16 protein-coding genes and 1 pseudogene are annotated in these 16,758 nt (G+C 45.9%); 2 read left to right on the top strand and 15 right to left on the bottom strand.

Annotated features, from left to right (window positions below; translation table 11 throughout):
- The 9 genes and pseudogenes from G7Y39_RS08090 to G7Y39_RS08130 form a co-directional block, all read right to left on the bottom strand.
- A partial coding sequence (locus tag G7Y39_RS08090; protein WP_165156780.1) for a DegT/DnrJ/EryC1/StrS aminotransferase family protein occupies positions 1–823 on the bottom strand: 823 nt, incomplete at its 3' end.
- Between the two features lie 49 nt (positions 824–872).
- Positions 873–2,186 carry an acetyl-CoA carboxylase biotin carboxylase subunit family protein gene (locus G7Y39_RS08095; RefSeq protein ID WP_165156782.1) on the bottom strand — a complete coding sequence of 438 codons (1,314 nt, stop codon included), beginning with the start codon at positions 2,184–2,186 and terminating at the stop codon, positions 873–875.
- On the bottom strand, positions 2,183–3,439 hold the full coding sequence (locus G7Y39_RS08100) for an NAD/NADP-dependent octopine/nopaline dehydrogenase family protein (protein ID WP_165156784.1): 1,257 nt from the start codon (positions 3,437–3,439) through the stop codon (positions 2,183–2,185). The genes G7Y39_RS08095 and G7Y39_RS08100 overlap by 4 nt, the downstream gene beginning before the upstream one ends.
- A 26-nt stretch (positions 3,440–3,465) precedes the next feature.
- Positions 3,466–4,803 (bottom strand): MmgE/PrpD family protein, encoded by a 1,338-nt coding sequence (locus G7Y39_RS08105; RefSeq protein WP_165156786.1) that lies wholly within the window; start codon positions 4,801–4,803, stop codon positions 3,466–3,468.
- 347 nt (positions 4,804–5,150) lie between these two features.
- Positions 5,151–6,158: an ATP-grasp domain-containing protein gene (locus tag G7Y39_RS08110; RefSeq protein ID WP_165156788.1), complete on the bottom strand. Its 1,008-nt coding sequence runs from the start codon at positions 6,156–6,158 to the stop codon at positions 5,151–5,153.
- 3 nt (positions 6,159–6,161) lie between these two features.
- Positions 6,162–7,388, bottom strand: coding sequence for a hypothetical protein (locus G7Y39_RS08115; RefSeq protein WP_165156790.1), 1,227 nt, complete (start codon positions 7,386–7,388; stop codon positions 6,162–6,164).
- A gap of 10 nt (positions 7,389–7,398) precedes the next feature.
- Complete coding sequence (locus G7Y39_RS08120; RefSeq protein WP_165156792.1) at positions 7,399–8,406, bottom strand: NAD(P)-dependent oxidoreductase; 1,008 nt, start codon at positions 8,404–8,406, stop codon at positions 7,399–7,401.
- 25 nt (positions 8,407–8,431) lie between these two features.
- Positions 8,432–9,067: a sugar transferase gene (locus tag G7Y39_RS08125; protein WP_165156794.1), complete on the bottom strand. Its 636-nt coding sequence runs from the start codon at positions 9,065–9,067 to the stop codon at positions 8,432–8,434.
- A 222-nt stretch (positions 9,068–9,289) separates the two neighbouring features.
- Positions 9,290–9,532: pseudogene (locus G7Y39_RS08130) on the bottom strand (DegT/DnrJ/EryC1/StrS family aminotransferase); the annotation flags it as partial.
- 132 nt (positions 9,533–9,664) lie between these two features.
- Here G7Y39_RS08130 and G7Y39_RS08135 point away from each other — a divergent pair.
- Together G7Y39_RS08135 and G7Y39_RS08140 are read left to right on the top strand one after the other, a co-directional pair.
- Positions 9,665–10,873, top strand: coding sequence for an ATP-binding protein (locus tag G7Y39_RS08135; RefSeq protein WP_165156796.1), 1,209 nt, complete (start codon positions 9,665–9,667; stop codon positions 10,871–10,873).
- Positions 10,874–10,992: 119 nt separating this feature from the next.
- Complete coding sequence (locus G7Y39_RS08140) at positions 10,993–12,135, top strand: ATP-binding protein (protein ID WP_165156798.1); 1,143 nt, start codon at positions 10,993–10,995, stop codon at positions 12,133–12,135.
- A gap of 72 nt (positions 12,136–12,207) precedes the next feature.
- Here the strand turns inward: G7Y39_RS08140 and G7Y39_RS08145 are convergent, their stop codons facing one another.
- The 6 genes from G7Y39_RS08145 to G7Y39_RS08170 form a co-directional block, all read right to left on the bottom strand.
- Entirely contained in the window at positions 12,208–13,209 is a 1,002-nt protein-coding gene (locus G7Y39_RS08145; RefSeq protein WP_165156800.1) for a ketoacyl-ACP synthase III, read from the bottom strand.
- Between the two features lie 9 nt (positions 13,210–13,218).
- Positions 13,219–13,974, bottom strand: coding sequence for an SDR family NAD(P)-dependent oxidoreductase (locus tag G7Y39_RS08150; RefSeq protein WP_165156802.1), 756 nt, complete (start codon positions 13,972–13,974; stop codon positions 13,219–13,221).
- On the bottom strand, positions 13,971–15,020 hold the full coding sequence (locus tag G7Y39_RS08155) for a 3-oxoacyl-ACP synthase III family protein (protein WP_165156804.1): 1,050 nt from the start codon (positions 15,018–15,020) through the stop codon (positions 13,971–13,973). The genes G7Y39_RS08150 and G7Y39_RS08155 overlap by 4 nt, the downstream gene beginning before the upstream one ends.
- A gap of 5 nt (positions 15,021–15,025) precedes the next feature.
- On the bottom strand, positions 15,026–15,253 hold the full coding sequence (locus G7Y39_RS08160; RefSeq protein ID WP_165156806.1) for an acyl carrier protein: 228 nt from the start codon (positions 15,251–15,253) through the stop codon (positions 15,026–15,028).
- Between the two features lie 32 nt (positions 15,254–15,285).
- Positions 15,286–15,942 (bottom strand): acetyltransferase, encoded by a 657-nt coding sequence (locus G7Y39_RS08165; protein WP_165156808.1) that lies wholly within the window; start codon positions 15,940–15,942, stop codon positions 15,286–15,288.
- A 195-nt stretch (positions 15,943–16,137) separates the two neighbouring features.
- Positions 16,138–16,746 carry a sugar transferase gene (locus G7Y39_RS08170; protein ID WP_165156810.1) on the bottom strand — a complete coding sequence of 203 codons (609 nt, stop codon included), beginning with the start codon at positions 16,744–16,746 and terminating at the stop codon, positions 16,138–16,140.
- Positions 16,747–16,758: the final 12 nt, after the last annotated feature.

Raw genomic sequence — 16,758 nt, forward strand, 5'->3', positions numbered from 1 at the left:
CCGTCATCTGACCCCGCCCGATACCCGCGCAAATATTCGACATCCGGTAATTGTACCCGATCCGCTCATGCTGGTAATACGGATAAGCCTCCCGAGCCTGCGTAGCGTAAAACAGGATCTCTTGCTTAGCCGCCTCGTCCGGACAGATCAACGCGCCGCCGCCACTGGTCGTAATCATCTTATTCCCATTGAACGACAGCACCCCGTATCTCCCAAACGTACCCAACATACGTCCATCATAACGAGAGCCAAAGCCCTCCGCCGCATCCTCGATAACCGGTATCTCATAGCGGTCGGCAATCTCCATGATGCGCCCTATCTGATACGGCATACCATATAGCGCTACGGGGATAATCGCCTTGGGTGTTTTTCCCGTCTTCCCGATACGATCTTGAATCGCCTCTTCCAGCAACTCCGGATCCATATTCCACGAATCCCGTTCCGAATCCACGAACACAGGCGTAGCCCCAAGGTAGGTTATTGGGTGGCTCGACGCACAGAACGTAAACGACTGCACAATCACCTCGTCGCCCGGCCCAACACCACACGCAATCAGCGCCAGATGCACCGCCGCCGTACCTGCCGACAGCGCCACAACCTGCTTACTCAGTGAACAATGAGCATTTAACAATGAAGAATTGTCGGATGCACCAACTTCATTGTTCACTGTTAACCTTTCATTGACGAAGTCTTCAAGGTCTTTCTCAAAACCGTTGACATTCGGGCCAAGGGGCACAACCCAATTAGTGTCAAACGCCTCCTTAATAAAATCCTGTTCCTTGCCGCTCATGTGCGCAAGGCAGAGCAATATTCTGTCTCGCATAATTATTTATTTATCAATATTTACCAATTAATTGCACTTTACGAATGGCTTAGCATAATCTCGGGGAGTCTGCAACGGTGCCAAATTCGTAAAGGCCTGATACATATTCTGTTTTCAGAGTTTCAAAATCATCAAAATATACAATGATGTTGTTGCCGTCGGAGTCTGTTACCTTAAAGTGGGAATTTATGAACTCAATAGTCCGGCACAACTCATCGGCATCTTTTGCCACTATCCGCATAACTCCCATTGTCGAACGGTAACGGGTCTTGCAATGCGTTTTTTTAGGGACATCAATCGTAATATTGGGCTGCCTGACTATATTCTCTAATCCGACTATTGAGTCAATGGTTGTCGCCTTTGTCGTAAACAGAAAATATGAGGCGGCTATTTGTGTACGAGCCCCGTCAAGGGCTTCCGGCATATCGTCCGACGTATGGCTTACCCCCATTGCAATCTCAATCATATACCTAATTGAATTGAAACCGTTGATCTCCTTGTAAGGCGCATAGATCATTCCGCCGCCATAGCGATGAGCCATTTCGATCAGATAAAAACGGCCATCCTGGTCAAGCATAGCTTCGGCCCATGCTATGCCGTTGGTCAGACCGGCGGCCTTAAACACATCTATGACCTTTTGATTTACGGTTTCAAGATACTGTTTGAGGTGATATGAAGTCGTGTCAATCATTGAGTATATATTGTGTGGGTATCCGGACTGGTTATGCAGAGCGCCGAAACATAGCAATCGAGCTTCTCCATTGCAAAGCACATAATTGGCCGAGAATACCGGACCATGAAGCTGTCGCTCAACTATAATGACCGGATTGTCGGATATAGCCCTCGCCGCTTTATACGCTTTAATCAGCTCGGCCTCGTTGTCACAGAAACTTACACCTTCGTTACCACTTTTATCCACCGGTTTTACGACAACCGGATATCGGATTTTATCCAACTCTTCCCTGTTGAGGCTGTCCGACAGGAAATAGTCGGTGGCTACCGGCGCCCCGACGCTCTTACAAGTGGACTTGAACACCGACTTATTGCAAGCACACTCCCATGCCGCGTCATTGTCGCAACAGTGCGGCAAACCAAGACGCTTGCACAGTTTGCGGGCATTGGTGGCATTAAAGTCGCTGGCTCCATACGTCACACCTGCTATTCCCTTTGCAATACATTTCCCGACAAGCGCGTCTATATCGGCGGTGCTGATATTCCATGCTTCATCCGCGGCTTCTTTAGTCGGAGACGTCGGCATATTATCTGTTACAATGACATATAGCCCCATACGATGGGCTTCAATTACGGTGTCCAATGTCCCGTAATCGCTTCCTAAAATCAGTAGTCTCTTTTTGCCAGTCATTTGTTTGTGCTTTTAACGTCATCAACATACCGCCCCGTGTAAAGATAATCCAGAAGCTGCTCCTTGGTCAGATGGCCTATGCCGAGGTAGGCCAAATTATACTTTGTCTCCTTAAAGAAACTCTTCTCGTGAAAGGCACCGCCGATTGTAATCATTGCATCAATAATCGGGGTTGGAACTCCGAATTTCACTCCAAGATCATGATAAATCTTGCAACCGACGGGTATATCTTCCGTAATATAGCGGTGATAGATGTCGTTTGGGCCGGTGTTGCCTTCGTCACAAGGGCGGTCAAGAGGGAAGACCACATTGTCCTTGCCGTTTTCGTCCAACCCCATATACTCTTGGGTAAGGATGCTCCTGCGGCTGAAGAACATCTCATAATCCCACTTGGGATAATCAATGCCTATCTTTTTGGCAATGGCGACCTGCTCCTGATAGAATTGATACTGAACGCGACAAATGCTGGGGCACAACCCGTGGGAATACATCGAATATGATTCGGGCTCATTGCCATACACGAGCGACCAGTTTTCCATGCTGGAAACGCCAAGGATGGATGCCGGCACATGAATCAAGGGATTGATATTTGAGAAGCCTATATCAATCATTGTGTCCCCACGTTCAGGACCGTTGCCCGTATAGACCGAGTCCATGCAGGGCAAATATTTCCCACTTTCGATGAAATCATCCATGTCGCTCATCGGCAGACTGGCACCGCGCAGCGTTATTGCACGGTACTTAATGCCAACGTGGTTCGTCCGGAATCCCTGGATCTTTTCTACGCGCGTACCATACGGAGCGCTTCCCCAGCCCCCTGTTATCACGTCTTTGTCACATCCTGATTCGCGCATGAATCTCCGAAGCAGAAAGCTGGCATAATTGTCAGGATAGGTGTGTATCACCATGCCGTCTTCAAGGAGTGGGACAAGTCTCCTGAGATATTCTTCGTGACCCAAAGCCGGAATAGACAACAAGATAAACTTCGCACCCTTCACAGCCGCTGCCATATCGGTGGTATACATATCAAGTCGGGCGCATCCGCTACGTTCAAACCCGTAGAGATTCCTTTGAATACCATCCATCTGTATACCCGTCCGTTCCATATAGGCTATCGACTTTTTACTGCGGGAATACAGCCTTACTTCACGGTCAGGTTGTCCCAATTTGCAGTCGGCCGCCAGTGTCATGCCCACGGCGCCGGCTCCCAAAACAGCAATAGGACAATTCTTTAAATAGGTCAAGTTTCTCATTCTCAAGTATGTTTTATTATTGGGAATTATTTCTTTAACGCTGCATTGATTTTGATTACCCAATCTTTCATTCCTATTTCAGATCCGGAATCGGTTACAAGACGAATGATCTCTTCCCGACTCTCCGCCTTTAACATCGGCTTGGTAATACGCCTGAATTTGTCTTCAATCCATCCGAGATTCAGGTCGGGGTCTTCCGGCTCGCCGGGTGCTTCGTATATTCTTGATTTACAACAGCTGCCGCTTTTCAGGCAAATCTCGACATACGCCAACCGTTTCTCGGGGAATTGTGACTCAAGCACAGGGTCAACGACGAAAGACAGTCGTTTCATCATATCCAAGACCCGTTCGTCCTTCAGAGCTTCATCCCGCACCTGTTGGTAACCGACATCTCCGTAGACCAAGGCACTTGCAACAGGCCAGGCAATGTTATATTGTGCTTCATCCGTGTTTGACGGCTCGATCTTGCTCAGCCTTGTGGCCGAGCGGAATGTATAGACCATCACCTTGTCGACATCCGTATAGCGGAAAGAATACTCTTTCATCAAGTCGATTACCGCTTTGATCGGTTGGTGTGCCCACCTACAACAAGCGTAAGGCTTGTAATACAGTTCAAGGATATGCCAGACCTTTCCAAGATTGTCCAAGTGTCTCGCATATTCGGGCTTCTCCAGAATATGTATTTTGCCGGTGCTGCCGTTTATCGTTTCCAAAACGGCCATGGTACCCACCAATGCGCCGAACGGAACACCGTCCTTGTTCATTGACGGATGTTCGACCGAACGCATGACCGGTGTCATCGGCGCATGGAAATCTGCGATGGATAAGGCATTGTTCAACTGTCGCTTGTCAAACCCGAGCAGACGGCCTACGCCAAGCGCTGTCCCGAAAGCGCCGTATGCACCCGTGCTATGCAGATAACCATACTCCTCTTGCATGGCCAAAGCCCAGCGGATTGTCAGTTCATAACATACCACAAGGGTTGACAGATAATCTGCATACCTGACATTTTGGGAGACGGCTGCCGCCATGACTCCGGCAATGAACGAGGTCCCGGGATGACCTTGTATCTGCCTGTGGCCGTCGTCAATGTCAAATGAGTTGCAGCTGTGCCCCATTGCGATGGCTGCTCCCAAAAGATTATAAGTATTGCTGCTGCCTATTATCGGAACATTACCGTTCAAGCCGACCGACTGAGCCAAACGCTCACCTATCGCGAACTGCCGGCCGTAACTGCCCAGAATCAGAGCGCCGAGGAGATCGAGGCTGCACATTAGGGCGTGCTCCCTTACCTCGTCGGGGAACTCTTCCCATCTTGCGTTCAGCGCAAATATTTCCACTCCATAGTTTGCCTCGGACATCATGGCTTTATCTCCGAATTACAGCCTTGTGGCACAGTTGTTTGTAGTTGTCTGTTAGAGGTCGGGGTTAAGAAGCTGTCTAAATTTGTGAGCGTTTTTTATTATAGCAGATTTTCGAGTCAGTTTTGGCATTCGAAGAGGGAGCGTAGCCGTAACTACGTGACCGGTGAGAAGGACAAAAATGGCCGAAAAGATGATGCAAGAAAAAAGTGCTCATAAATTTAAGCAGCTTCTAAATATGAGAAAGCGATGAAATAACGATCAAAGCATGATCTTTGGAAACAAATTTGAATATTGCTCTGCTTGCCACTTATGTGCGCCAAGCAAAGCAATATTTTTCGCTCATGCAATTAGTTGTCGGTGCTTACCAAATAATCGCACTTGGCAAATGTTTTGCCATATGTAGGGATTAGTATTGAATTGTTAATTTCATTACCCTTAAGCCATTCGATTATGGCTTTAGGAAAGTTGACACCTGCTTCGTAGCTGAACGGGAAGCCGCCTCCGAAGCGAGGGTTGAGTTCGAGGACATAGTATATTCCATCTTTTTCGGACACATCAACATCAAGGTTGCCGATATGACGGAGTTGCTCTCCCAATCTATGTCCTACGTTGCGGATTGCCGGATTATCTACGGTCTGCGCCTTGTCGGTCTCACCGGCACGCATGGCAAGTTTCTTTTTCACGGAAACGCCACGGTTGTTGCCTCTTAGGTCATTCATTACATCCAAGCCATATTCCTGGCCCTCGATTTTCTCTTGAATCAGGATATATTCATCACCTTGCGAAGCTGTAGCCAGAATTGATTTCTTGACCTTCTTAAGCAGCATGGCGTAGACTTCTTCAAGTTCTTCAATGTCATTGACAAACTCGATGCCTATTGACCCGGAGCCCCAACGCGGCTTCAGAACAAGCGGAAACGCAAGTTTGCCATCGGTTATAGCTTCTTTGGCTTTATCGAGGTTGACAAACGTGAGCGGTGTATTCAGACCGATAGATGCGACATATTCGGCGGTACGGTATTTGTCGAAGCATATATCAATCACCTCTTGCCGTGAGACAAGAAGCGTTACGCGCTCCTTTTCAAACCGACCGCGATTAGCAGACAAAATCGGCAATTCCAAGTCATTCAAGCTGATAACCGTCCGAATATCATGTCTGCGGCAGATGTCAAGCACACAGTCGATGTAATTGTCGGCATATACAGTCGGAACCTGCTCTTTAATATCAGCCGCCGAAAGCGCGGGCGCAGATAATTGCATATCAGCACCGATAATCAGACCGTCGTCGCCTAATTGCTCTTTAAAATATTTCAGCAAGTAAGTACGACGCCCGGCACAAGTGAACAGGATATTCATTATTTATAGATTGTATAGAGACATAACATCTTCAAGGTTCTGTCTTCTTCTGATTAAGAAGGCTTTTCCGCCTTTCAACTCTATTATGGGCGAAAGATAATTGATAAATGTTGGCGACAAGACTATAGTATAGGCTCCGACACCATCGATTCTGACATAATCACCATGGGCAATCGAGGCGGGAACAGCGATATCCTTTAGTATCACATCCTTCTCCATGCAGGTTGACCCCACAAGATTGGCCAAGTATGTCTGAGCACTCGCTTTATGTGTATAAAAAACATGCGGAAGATTATTGCTGTGCATTGTCGGCTTCACATCAAAAACAGTCCCATCCGTGGTCAGGAATTTCTGACCACATATTTCCTTGACCTGAAAGATTTTCGAAACGTAGCTGAATACATTGGCCGTTACGGACACACCCGGCTCGATTACCACGGAAGGTGCTACCCTCCCGAACCAATCGTTTGAGCTACATTCCCCCACAATGCACTCCGCATAATCCTCATAAGTTGGTTTCCCGCTGGTATCGATGCCTTCGGCTGCCACACCGAAAAAGCCGCCGCCCACATCGAAATATCGCAAATCATCAAGGCTATATGTTTCGCAGATTTCAAGCATCTGCCTGACTATTATCTTGTAGTTGGCAACGGCGCGATCCGATGATGATGTATGGCCATGAAGTGATATTATCTTAATACCGGCTGTTCTCAGGCGCGAGATAACGTTCCCGATTAGTTCTTTCGGAAAACCAAACCGCCCCACTCTAAGGTCACACTGTATTTTGGAAACCCCCGAATCGTTGGTCAGTCCTATATTGAGGCGTAAACCGACTGAAACAGGAACGTCGGTATGCTCTTCTCTAAAGCGAAGCACCGTATCAACTTCGTATAGTGAGTCGAGATTGATCACGGCTTTGTCTTTGAGAGCTTCGATAAGAACGGATTCGTTTTTTATCGGGCCATTAAAGATTATACGCTCAAAGCCGATGCGCTTGGCTAAGGCATATTCCATCTCGGAAACGACCTCTGCATAACAACCTGCATCTTTGGCTATCTTACATAGTGCCGGGACATAGTTCGTCTTAAAAGAATAGCCAATGACAAGATCGCATTTTGATTTGAATGCCGTCTTGAAAGAGTTGATATTCTTGAGATATTGTTCACCATCCATTAAATAGAATGGCGTGCCGAATTCCTTGGAGATATTCTCCAATTGACTTAGAGTCATGATAACCAAATTAGTGGATTGTATCTTCTGCTTCAATGGCCCCCCACATTAATTCTATGGGATTCGCCTGAAGCTCATGCTTCATGTCCTCACAAGCTGCTTCCCATGTCCATTTTGGTTGCCAGCCAAGAATTTCCGCACTTTTTTTCCCTGAAAGCAATATCTGAGGGGTGTCAGGCATATTCGGGCAATATTTCTTTTGGGCATCTTTTGAGGCGAAAGCATGCATGATACCGTCAACCATCTCATCCAAAGAATACGGCTTATAACCCGAAAGATTGAAAATGCCACAAATATGGGTGTTCGCTGCGCGAACCACAGCAGCTGCAAAATCCTTGATGTAAAGAAGTTCCTTAAGTCGAGTCGGGTCGCCATAAACATCAACACCTTTACCGTTGATGCATCTGCGAATCATATACCGCCAAGGCAACATTTTTTTCTCTCCGTTGAGATAGTAGTATGCATCAGGATGCCAACCATATACCATAAAGTGACGGAAAACGCAAGGTTCGAAGCCTTCTGCAATTCGTAAATGTTCGAGAATATCTGTTGCCGCTCGTTTGCAGATTGCATAGACTGCGTGGTCATTGCCATTTTTGGGGAACGACCGGATGGCATCATCATCAATAGGTTCGGTCGAGCCCCAATAATCTACCACATCACTCGGTGTTGTATTGAATACGATTCTTTTTGAACCATTATCCTTCATCCAGTTGCATAAGTTGACCGTTCCCACTACAATACTCTGCACATAGGGCATCATGTTCATATCAGCATGAGCCGGCATTGTCCCTGCCATATTGACGACGACATCGAAGTGCTCTTTCGGAAGTAAACCGAAAGACTCGACTTTAGATATGTCGAATCCGCCGATGAACTTAATTCCTTGAGTGGCAAAAAATCCCCCATCCGAATGCCGACGGCCAACAGCTATTACATCAAAGCCATCTTGCTTTAAGGCCAATGCACTGTAACAGCCAAGCTGACCGGTCGCACCAAGGACAATTGCTTTTTTCATCTTTATTATGGCTTATTTGACTATCCTATTTATTGTTGGGGTTAAACCCTGTTCGTTGCCGATATACATCCAGCGCTTCCACTCCGGCGACCTCAACAGATTCACGTTTAATAACCACTCGAATAGTTGTAAACAGTATATCTAAATCAGTCTTAAAGGAAACGTTATTTACATACCAGACATCCATTGCCAATTTATCATCCCAAGTCACATTATTTCGTCCATGACACTGCGCCCATCCGGTTATTCCAGGCCTTACATCGTGCCGATGTAGTTCTTCTTCTGTGTAAAATAGCATATATCGGGGGAGCAACGGTCGCGGACCAATCAAAGACATATCACCTTTGAAAACGTTCCACAATTGTGGCAACTCATCTATGGATGTTGAGCGGACGAATCGGCCAACATTAGTAAGTCGCTGCGCATCCGGGAGCAGATTCCCATTCGCATCGCGTTCGTCAGTCATCGTCTTGAACTTGACCATGCGGAAAATTTTGCCACCCTTGCCCGGCCGCTCTTGGAAGAAGAACGCCCCAGCACCGCGGTTGGCGAAGTGCAACCATAGAGCGACAACAGCAAGAGGTGCCGCCAGCACTAACAGCACACATCCCGACAGCGCTACATCAATTCCCCTCTTAAAGAAACGTTTATATAATTTCATCGTTGAGTCTTAGTCCAATATGAAATTAATGGCCTATTGGGATGTGTTGTGACCGGGAAAGATAGTACGACCAATGGCCAATTGTCTTATCAACTCTTCCGACTCCTTAGCCTGCTTGCGGTTGCCGCTGGAAAGATTGGCAACTGTTTTATACCCGGAATAAGCGAATCGCCACTGAAAACCATGTCATTGATTACCCAAGTAATACAACTGGGATTATGACCCGGCGTAAACACCGCACGCTATCAACGCCAGATGCACCGCCGCCGTACCGGCAGACAAAGCCACAACCTTTTTATTCACGGTTCCCTCTTCACTAACAAACTCTTCGAGCTCCTTTTCGAACCCGTTGACATTGGGGCCAAGGGGCACCACCCAGTTGGTATCGAATGCCTCCCGGATATACTTCTGTTCCATGCCTGTCTCACTCATGTGAGCCAAACACAAGTAAATACGTTTGTTCATTGTTATGATAGATTATTAGAGTTTCATGTATGATTAAAACTTTTCAACTTTTTCGGGAAAGTTTTAAGTATGATTAAAACTTTTCGTACATTTACCGAAAGTTTCATGTATACTTAAAAAAACTTTCAGCAAATGAATTTACCTCAAACACTCATCAATCGGAAAGGCTATTCAGAGAAAATAAAGCCTTTCATGAAAAAGAACATAGCCAAAGTGCTAACCGGCCAAAGACGTGTCGGCAAAAGTTTTCTGCTTTTCCAGCTGATGAAACAGGTTCTTGAAGAAGAGCCGAATGCCAATATCATATATATCAACTTTGAAGATTTTGCCTTTAGTCAGATTCAGACAGCGGAAGATATGCACGCCTATATCACGTCACGGCTTCAAGAAAACCAATTCAACTACATTTTCATTGACGAGATACAAGAAATACAAGATTTCGAAAAAGTGATTCGCTCTTTGCTGCTATCACCTTGGAATGACATCTACCTGACAGGCAGTAATGCCAAAATGCTTTCCGGTGAACTGGCCACTTATCTGAGCGGACGATATATAGAATTCAAAATCTACAGCCTCTCCTATCCGGAGTTTCTGGAATTTCATCAGTTAGCCAATACCGAGCAAAGTCTTGATTTATACAGTCATTACGGAGGTTTGCCCTATTTGATCAATCTGCCTCTGACAGACGAGGTTGTCAATGAATACCTGAAAAGCGTATATTCCACCATTGTATTCCGTGATGTAGTCTCTCGTTATAATTTGCGGAACAGTGACTTCTTGGAACGTCTCATTCGTTTCCTGTCTGAAAACATCGGGAGTCTATTTTCCGCCAAAAACATCAGCGATTATTTAAAGTCCCAACACACTACGATCTCTGTCAACCAGATACAAAACTACACTCAATATCTGAGTAATGCTTTCCTCATTCACCGGGTAGAAAGATACGACCTGGTAGGGAAACGGATCTTCGAGATTGGAGAAAAATATTATTTCGAGAATATGGGAATACGCAACATTGTCATCGGTTACCGTCTCACGGATAAAGCCAAGATATTGGAAAATCTCGTCTACAACCATCTCCTCTACCGCGACTACACTGTCCGGATCGGTTATTTAGGCAACAACGAAATCGACTTCATCGGGGAAAAGGATCATGAGAAAATCTATATCCAAGTGGCCCTGCGTATCGACAACGAGACGACCGCCCAACGTGAATTCGGTAATTTATTAAGGATACAAGACAACTACCCCAAACTCGTCGTCACCTCAGATCCCTATACCGGTAACAGCTACCAAGGTATCCGCCACTATCCGATACGGGAATTTCTATCGGAGTTCTGAGTGCGCCGGGCAAAGCAAGATTCTCTCTTTTCTCGTCATATTTTTATTGGTTTTCTTGTGCGTGTCAAATTTAAGATGCAACTTTGCACAACATTAAGACGACAACTTAAATTTGAGTAATGAATGATTTTGTTTCCCGGCATATAATGCCCCAAATAGAAGAGTGTGTTAACTATTATCCCACTATAACCATTACCGGACCCCGACAATCCGGTAAAAGCACTATGTGCCGCCGTTTGTTCCCGGATTATGAGTATGTATCATTAGAAAGGATTGCTACAAGACAGGCAGCCGCAAACGATATAGAATCTTTTCTCAACTCACTCGGAAACAAAGCAATTATTGATGAAGTACAACACGTCCCGGAACTTTTATCTGACATTCAGTGCCGTGTGGACGAAGACCGCAGCCTGAGATACATACTGACCGGAAGCTCCAACTTTTCGTTGCTTAAAACAGTCACACAATCACTTGCCGGAAGAACAGCGGTTTTTACATTGCCCCCTTTCATTAACCGTGAGGTGAAAGAATACTGCCGTGCTTCCGACACCAATACGCTTCTTTTCAACGGCAGTTATCCGGGGGTAATAGCAAAAGAGATGCCGGCTTACGACTTCTACCTTAATTACTATGATTCATACGTTGAGCGAGATCTTCGCAACCTGCTGAAAATAGGCAATCTGCTGACCTTTGATAAATTTGTTAGAATGTTGGCCTTAAGAGCCGGGACAGAATTTAATGCCTCTGCAATAGCAAGAGAGATTGGTGTAGCTTCGGTCACTATCAACGAATGGCTGAGCCTATTGGCTACCTCTTATTTGATCTTTCTTCTTCAACCGTATTATAGTAATGTGGGAAAACGCCTGACCAAAACTCCTAAAGTATATTTCTACGACACCGGGCTGCTATGCAGTTTGCTTGGAATACGTAATCCCACGGAATTATCTTCACACCCTCTGAGGGGACAAATTTTTGAAAATCACGTGGCTGCCGAAATCAGGAAACAGACCGACATCGAACGGAACAGAACCGCCTTATTCTTTTACAGGGAAAACCGGGGAGTTGAAGTTGACTTGATAAAAGAGCGAATGATTGGAGTCAACTATGAACTGTATGAGATTAAATCCTCAATGACATACCGAGCCGACTTCTCCGCAAATATGAAGCGAGCATCTGAAGTCATACCCAATGTCAAGTCTACCACAGTGATTTACGATGGCGAGACCATTGGCCGAATTGCCGTGAACTTCAGAGATATCTAAGTCAGATATTTTCTTGCCCGACTTATGCGCCAAGCAAAGCAATATTCTGTCTCGCACATCTATCGTATGAATTTAGTATAATCTCAATATACATCCACCCCAAGAGTATCCCACGCCGAAGCCACAGACAAGCACCGGACCATGCAGTAATCCTTGCTTTTTGGCATCATAAAGGGCAATGGGAATGCTGTTACTGACGGTGTTGCCGATGTTCTCCATATTGATGAAGAACTTCTCCTGCGGGATTTTGATTTTCTTTCGCAGGAAGTTGAGCATATAGCTGTTGGCCTGATGGAATATGACAAGTCCGAGGTCTTCGAGAGTCAGATTATTTTTGGCAAGAGTTTGCCCAACGACCACCGGCACGTTCTTCTGTGTAAACATGAAGATTTCAGAGCCGTTCATAAAGAGATAATCGGAAGAATGCGGATTCCCGTTCTCATCAAACGAGAGGTCTACGACCTTTTCAGGACAACGTGCACCGCCGGATTTGATGATAAGGTTTTCGGCGCCACGTCCGTCTGTGCCGAGCGCAAACTCTCCAATCTCGGCAAAACCTTCCGTTGAAACGACAGTTGCGGTCGCCGCGTCTCCGAATATGGTGCGGTTGCCTTTGTCTCGTGGATGAAGATGCTTGTTGTAGGTTTCGCCGGTCAGCAAAAGGACATTCTTGGCGATACCTCCGGCAATCAAACCCTTTGCGACTGACAGGCCATAAACGTAACCCGAACAGCCGAGATTAAAGTCAAACGCTCCGATGTCAGTACGTAATCCAAGACGCTGCTGAATCAGACAAGCAGACGTTGGCAGAAGATAGTCCGGACTTTGCGTGCAGAACAGGACAAAATCAATCGACTCCTTCGTTAGCCCCGGATTTTCAGCAAACAACTTTTCAGCTGCTTTTACAGCAAGGTCAGTCGCGGTTTCTTCTTCTCCTGCGACATGGCGTTGTCTTACGCCTACTTTGTCAGCAATCTTTTCTACTGTCCATTCGGGAAACTTAGCTACCAATTCTTCGTTGGTGACAACCTTTTCCGGCAGACTATAACTTATACTCTTTATGTATGCCTTCATTTTAAGTTGTCAAAGAGAACTCGCCCCCCCTGTTATGTCTATACAACTACCCGTCATCCAACAGCTCGCATCCGACAAGAGATATACCGTAAGGTTTGCAACATCGCTTGGCTGTCCATATCGTTTCAACGGATATGACTTTTCTAATTCATGATAATCAACTCCGTTTACTTCAGCATCACGTTGCACAAGATCCGTCCAAACCATGGCCGGACATATGCAATTTACTCGGATGAGCTGATTGGACAATTCAAGACCTAACACTTTGGCATATGCTATTATTGCTCCTTTTGATGCCGCATACAGACCATTGCCTACCGTAGGGGCAAAAGGAGCACGGGAGGCTATGAATACAATGGAAGCCCCGGGATGCACTTTTTTCTTTTTCAACAAAGTGCGTTGTAGCAGAACGGGAGCCTTAAAGTTAGTTGCCATTGCAAATTCCACATCCTTTTCTTGTACCATTTTGAGTGGCAATCTGCGTCCTACTCCGGCACAATGCACTATCCCGTCAAGGGCAGGCGTTTCAGTAGATATTTTGTCAATGTCTTCTGTGGCTGTTACATCGGCAGATATTATTTTATGACTGCCTTCTGACATCTGCGATAGGGTTTGCTCAAGACGCTCTTGATTTCTCGCAGTAATAACTACTGTCGCGCCCATTTTTGAGGCAACAATAGCAATAGAGCGACCGATGCCGGAAGAGGCACCGGTCACAAGTATTGTTTTCCCTTCAAGAGAGAAGGGGTTGAATGTTTCGCTCATATTTCTATAAGTTCGGGTACGACAATTTTATCAGTCTCAAAGTAGACGCTGCCCCACGAAAGGCCTACACCGAATCCGCAGGCAACATGTTTGAGTTTTTCAGTTTGAAGTTTTTCTCGTTCCCTTGTCACAAGTGCCAAAGGAATTGATGCGGAAGATGTGTTGGCGAACTCATCCATGCAGTAAGGGACTTTCTCCTCCGGCAGTCTCAGTTTCTTGCGAATCATCTCGTTCATCATCAGATTGGCCTGGTGGAACGAGAAGATGTCAATGGAATCTTTATCTATGCAAAAATGCTCGCAAAGTCGCTTTACCGATTTCGGAGCTTTGGTGATGCCGAATGAGAAAACATCCATGCCGTCAAGCTCAAGATCAATGCCTCTACGGAAAATGTCATCTCCACAATCTTTCATTTTCAGCGAGCTTTCCGTTACCGGTGTACGATAGCCACCTTCTCTTACAATGATTGTTTCGTAGCCACTACCATCGGTATTGAAGACGAACTGCATACCGTTGCTTTCTACAGAATATTCCAATGCAGTAGCGGCTCCGGCATCACCGAACAGAGGCCAAGTGCTTTTATCCTCCGGAGAGCAACCTTTTGTAGGTGTGTCACCTACAAGGAGTAACCCTTTCTTAATTGTCCCATTTTGAAGCAATGCTGCAAGGGCACTGATTCCATAGACCCATCCTGAACAACCGAGCGAAATGTCAATGGCATGACATTCCTTGGACAAACCAAGACGATGTTGTAAAATGCAAGATGTCGCAGGAATTTTATAGTCCGGTGTTTGGGTAACAAACACCAATGTTTCTATCTCATTCTTGTTCCATCCAAGGTCGGCAATCAACTTTTCGGCCGCACAGCAGCATAAATCAGCTGTTGTCACATCGTCGGAAGAACGTCGGCGAGCTTTTATGCCTGTCGACTCCATGAAGTTATCCACCCCGCCCCATTTGTATATATCCGATATGCGATCAGATGCAGAAGGGACGCAAGCAGAAATTCCTTTGATAGCAATGTTCTTTATATCAAGGTATGCCATAAAGTTTATTTCGATGTGATGAGATTGAAGAGGTCCTCGATGGTTTTTGCTTGGCGCATTTCAGTGCCGCTGAGTTCCACGTCGAATTCTTCATCGGCGAGGGCGATTACGCCAAGGGCTGTGAGCGACGACCATTCATCAAGTTCGCGGAACTTGGTTGTGGGAGTGAGCATTGAAGCGTCTGTATCGTCGAAGATTTCGGCGAACTTTTCAATAAATTCTTTAATTTCCATTACTTGCTTTTTTAAGTTAATAACTATATGAACTAAAATTCCAATTTATTTGCGGGGTTTCCAACGTAAGTTCCTGGCTGCTTGATGTTTCGCATTACCACGGACGACGCTCCGATGACGCAATCATCAGCAATAGTTTTGTATTGCAATATCACGGAGTTTACACCGATAAAGTTACGGTTGCCGATCATGACTCCTCCGGAGATGTTGCACGAGGGCATTATGGAGTTGTAATTACCGATTATTGCGTCGTGACCAATGATTACATTTCCGTTGAAGGTGTTGAAATTTCCGATTTCAACATTGCATGATATTGAGCATCTTCCACCAATTATGTTGCCTTTGCCAATCTTTACATTGTCTTTGTCTACGAATATTGTTCCGGGACCGATTATGTTGGGAAAGTCAATGTTGGCGTTGGCTACCTTTGAATAAAGAGACTCAACTGTTTTTGGCGAACCGATAGCGAATACAATCGCCAATGGTTTATTCCAAGAGTTGAGGGTATCGATATTTCCGAGTACTTTCCCGTATTCGTTTTCAGTTCCGAATGTAATACCGTCATCGAAGAATCCGATGAAATTCCACCGGGGCGACATTCCCGTGTCCATCATGCGCAGGAGGCAAGCCGTCTCTCGACCAAATCCTCCTGCTCCGTATATTGCTATGTCTTTAACTTCAGCTTTCATAATTCTTCCCTTTCATAAAGATGTCTGTAGATGTACAAAAGGACAGATTAATTACTCCCATTTGCTTGTAAATATGATGGTTATACTTTATCCTTGCAAATTGAAAGTCAGATTTTCAATTTGCAAGGATTTAATCTATCTGCCTAAATATAAGTTATATAGAACCTGTTTTTTGATTTGCACAATGGGGCGCTGTCAGTTATTGCCATTGAACGGTTCCATAGTGGCGGAGGTTGCGGAACTGATGTCCGTGCGTCCCAGCACTTTCTTTATGGTGGTGAGGATCACCTTGCAGTCGGTACTAAAAGAGAGATGGTCGACATACCACACATCCAATTCAAACTTCTTCTCCCACGATATGGCGTTGCGCCCGTGGCATTGCGCCCAGCCGGTGATGCCCGGGCGGACCTCATGGCGGCGTGCCTGTTCAGGCGAGTAAAGCGGCAGATACTGCACCAACAACGGACGCGGACCGATCAGCGACATATCGCCTTTGAACACATTCCACAACTGCGGCAACTCGTCAATGGAAGTGGAGCGAACAAAGCGACCGACCTTAGTAAGCCGCTGTGCATCGGGCAACAGATTCCCGTCCGCATCGCGCTCATCCGTCATCGTCTTAAACTTGATCACCTTGAATATTTTGCCTCCCTTTCCCGGCCGCTCCTGCAAGAAGAATGCTCCGGCACCCTTGTTAGCGAAGTGCAGCCACACAGTGATGATCAAAAGGAAAGGCCAGATCATCAGAAGGACGATGAAAACGATGACAACATCCAAAAGACGTTTGCAATACTGTTTATACATGGGATAAAGCTT

The sequence above is a fragment of the Parabacteroides sp. ZJ-118 genome, from assembly GCF_011038785.1.
GTDB lineage: Bacteria > Bacteroidota > Bacteroidia > Bacteroidales > Tannerellaceae > Parabacteroides.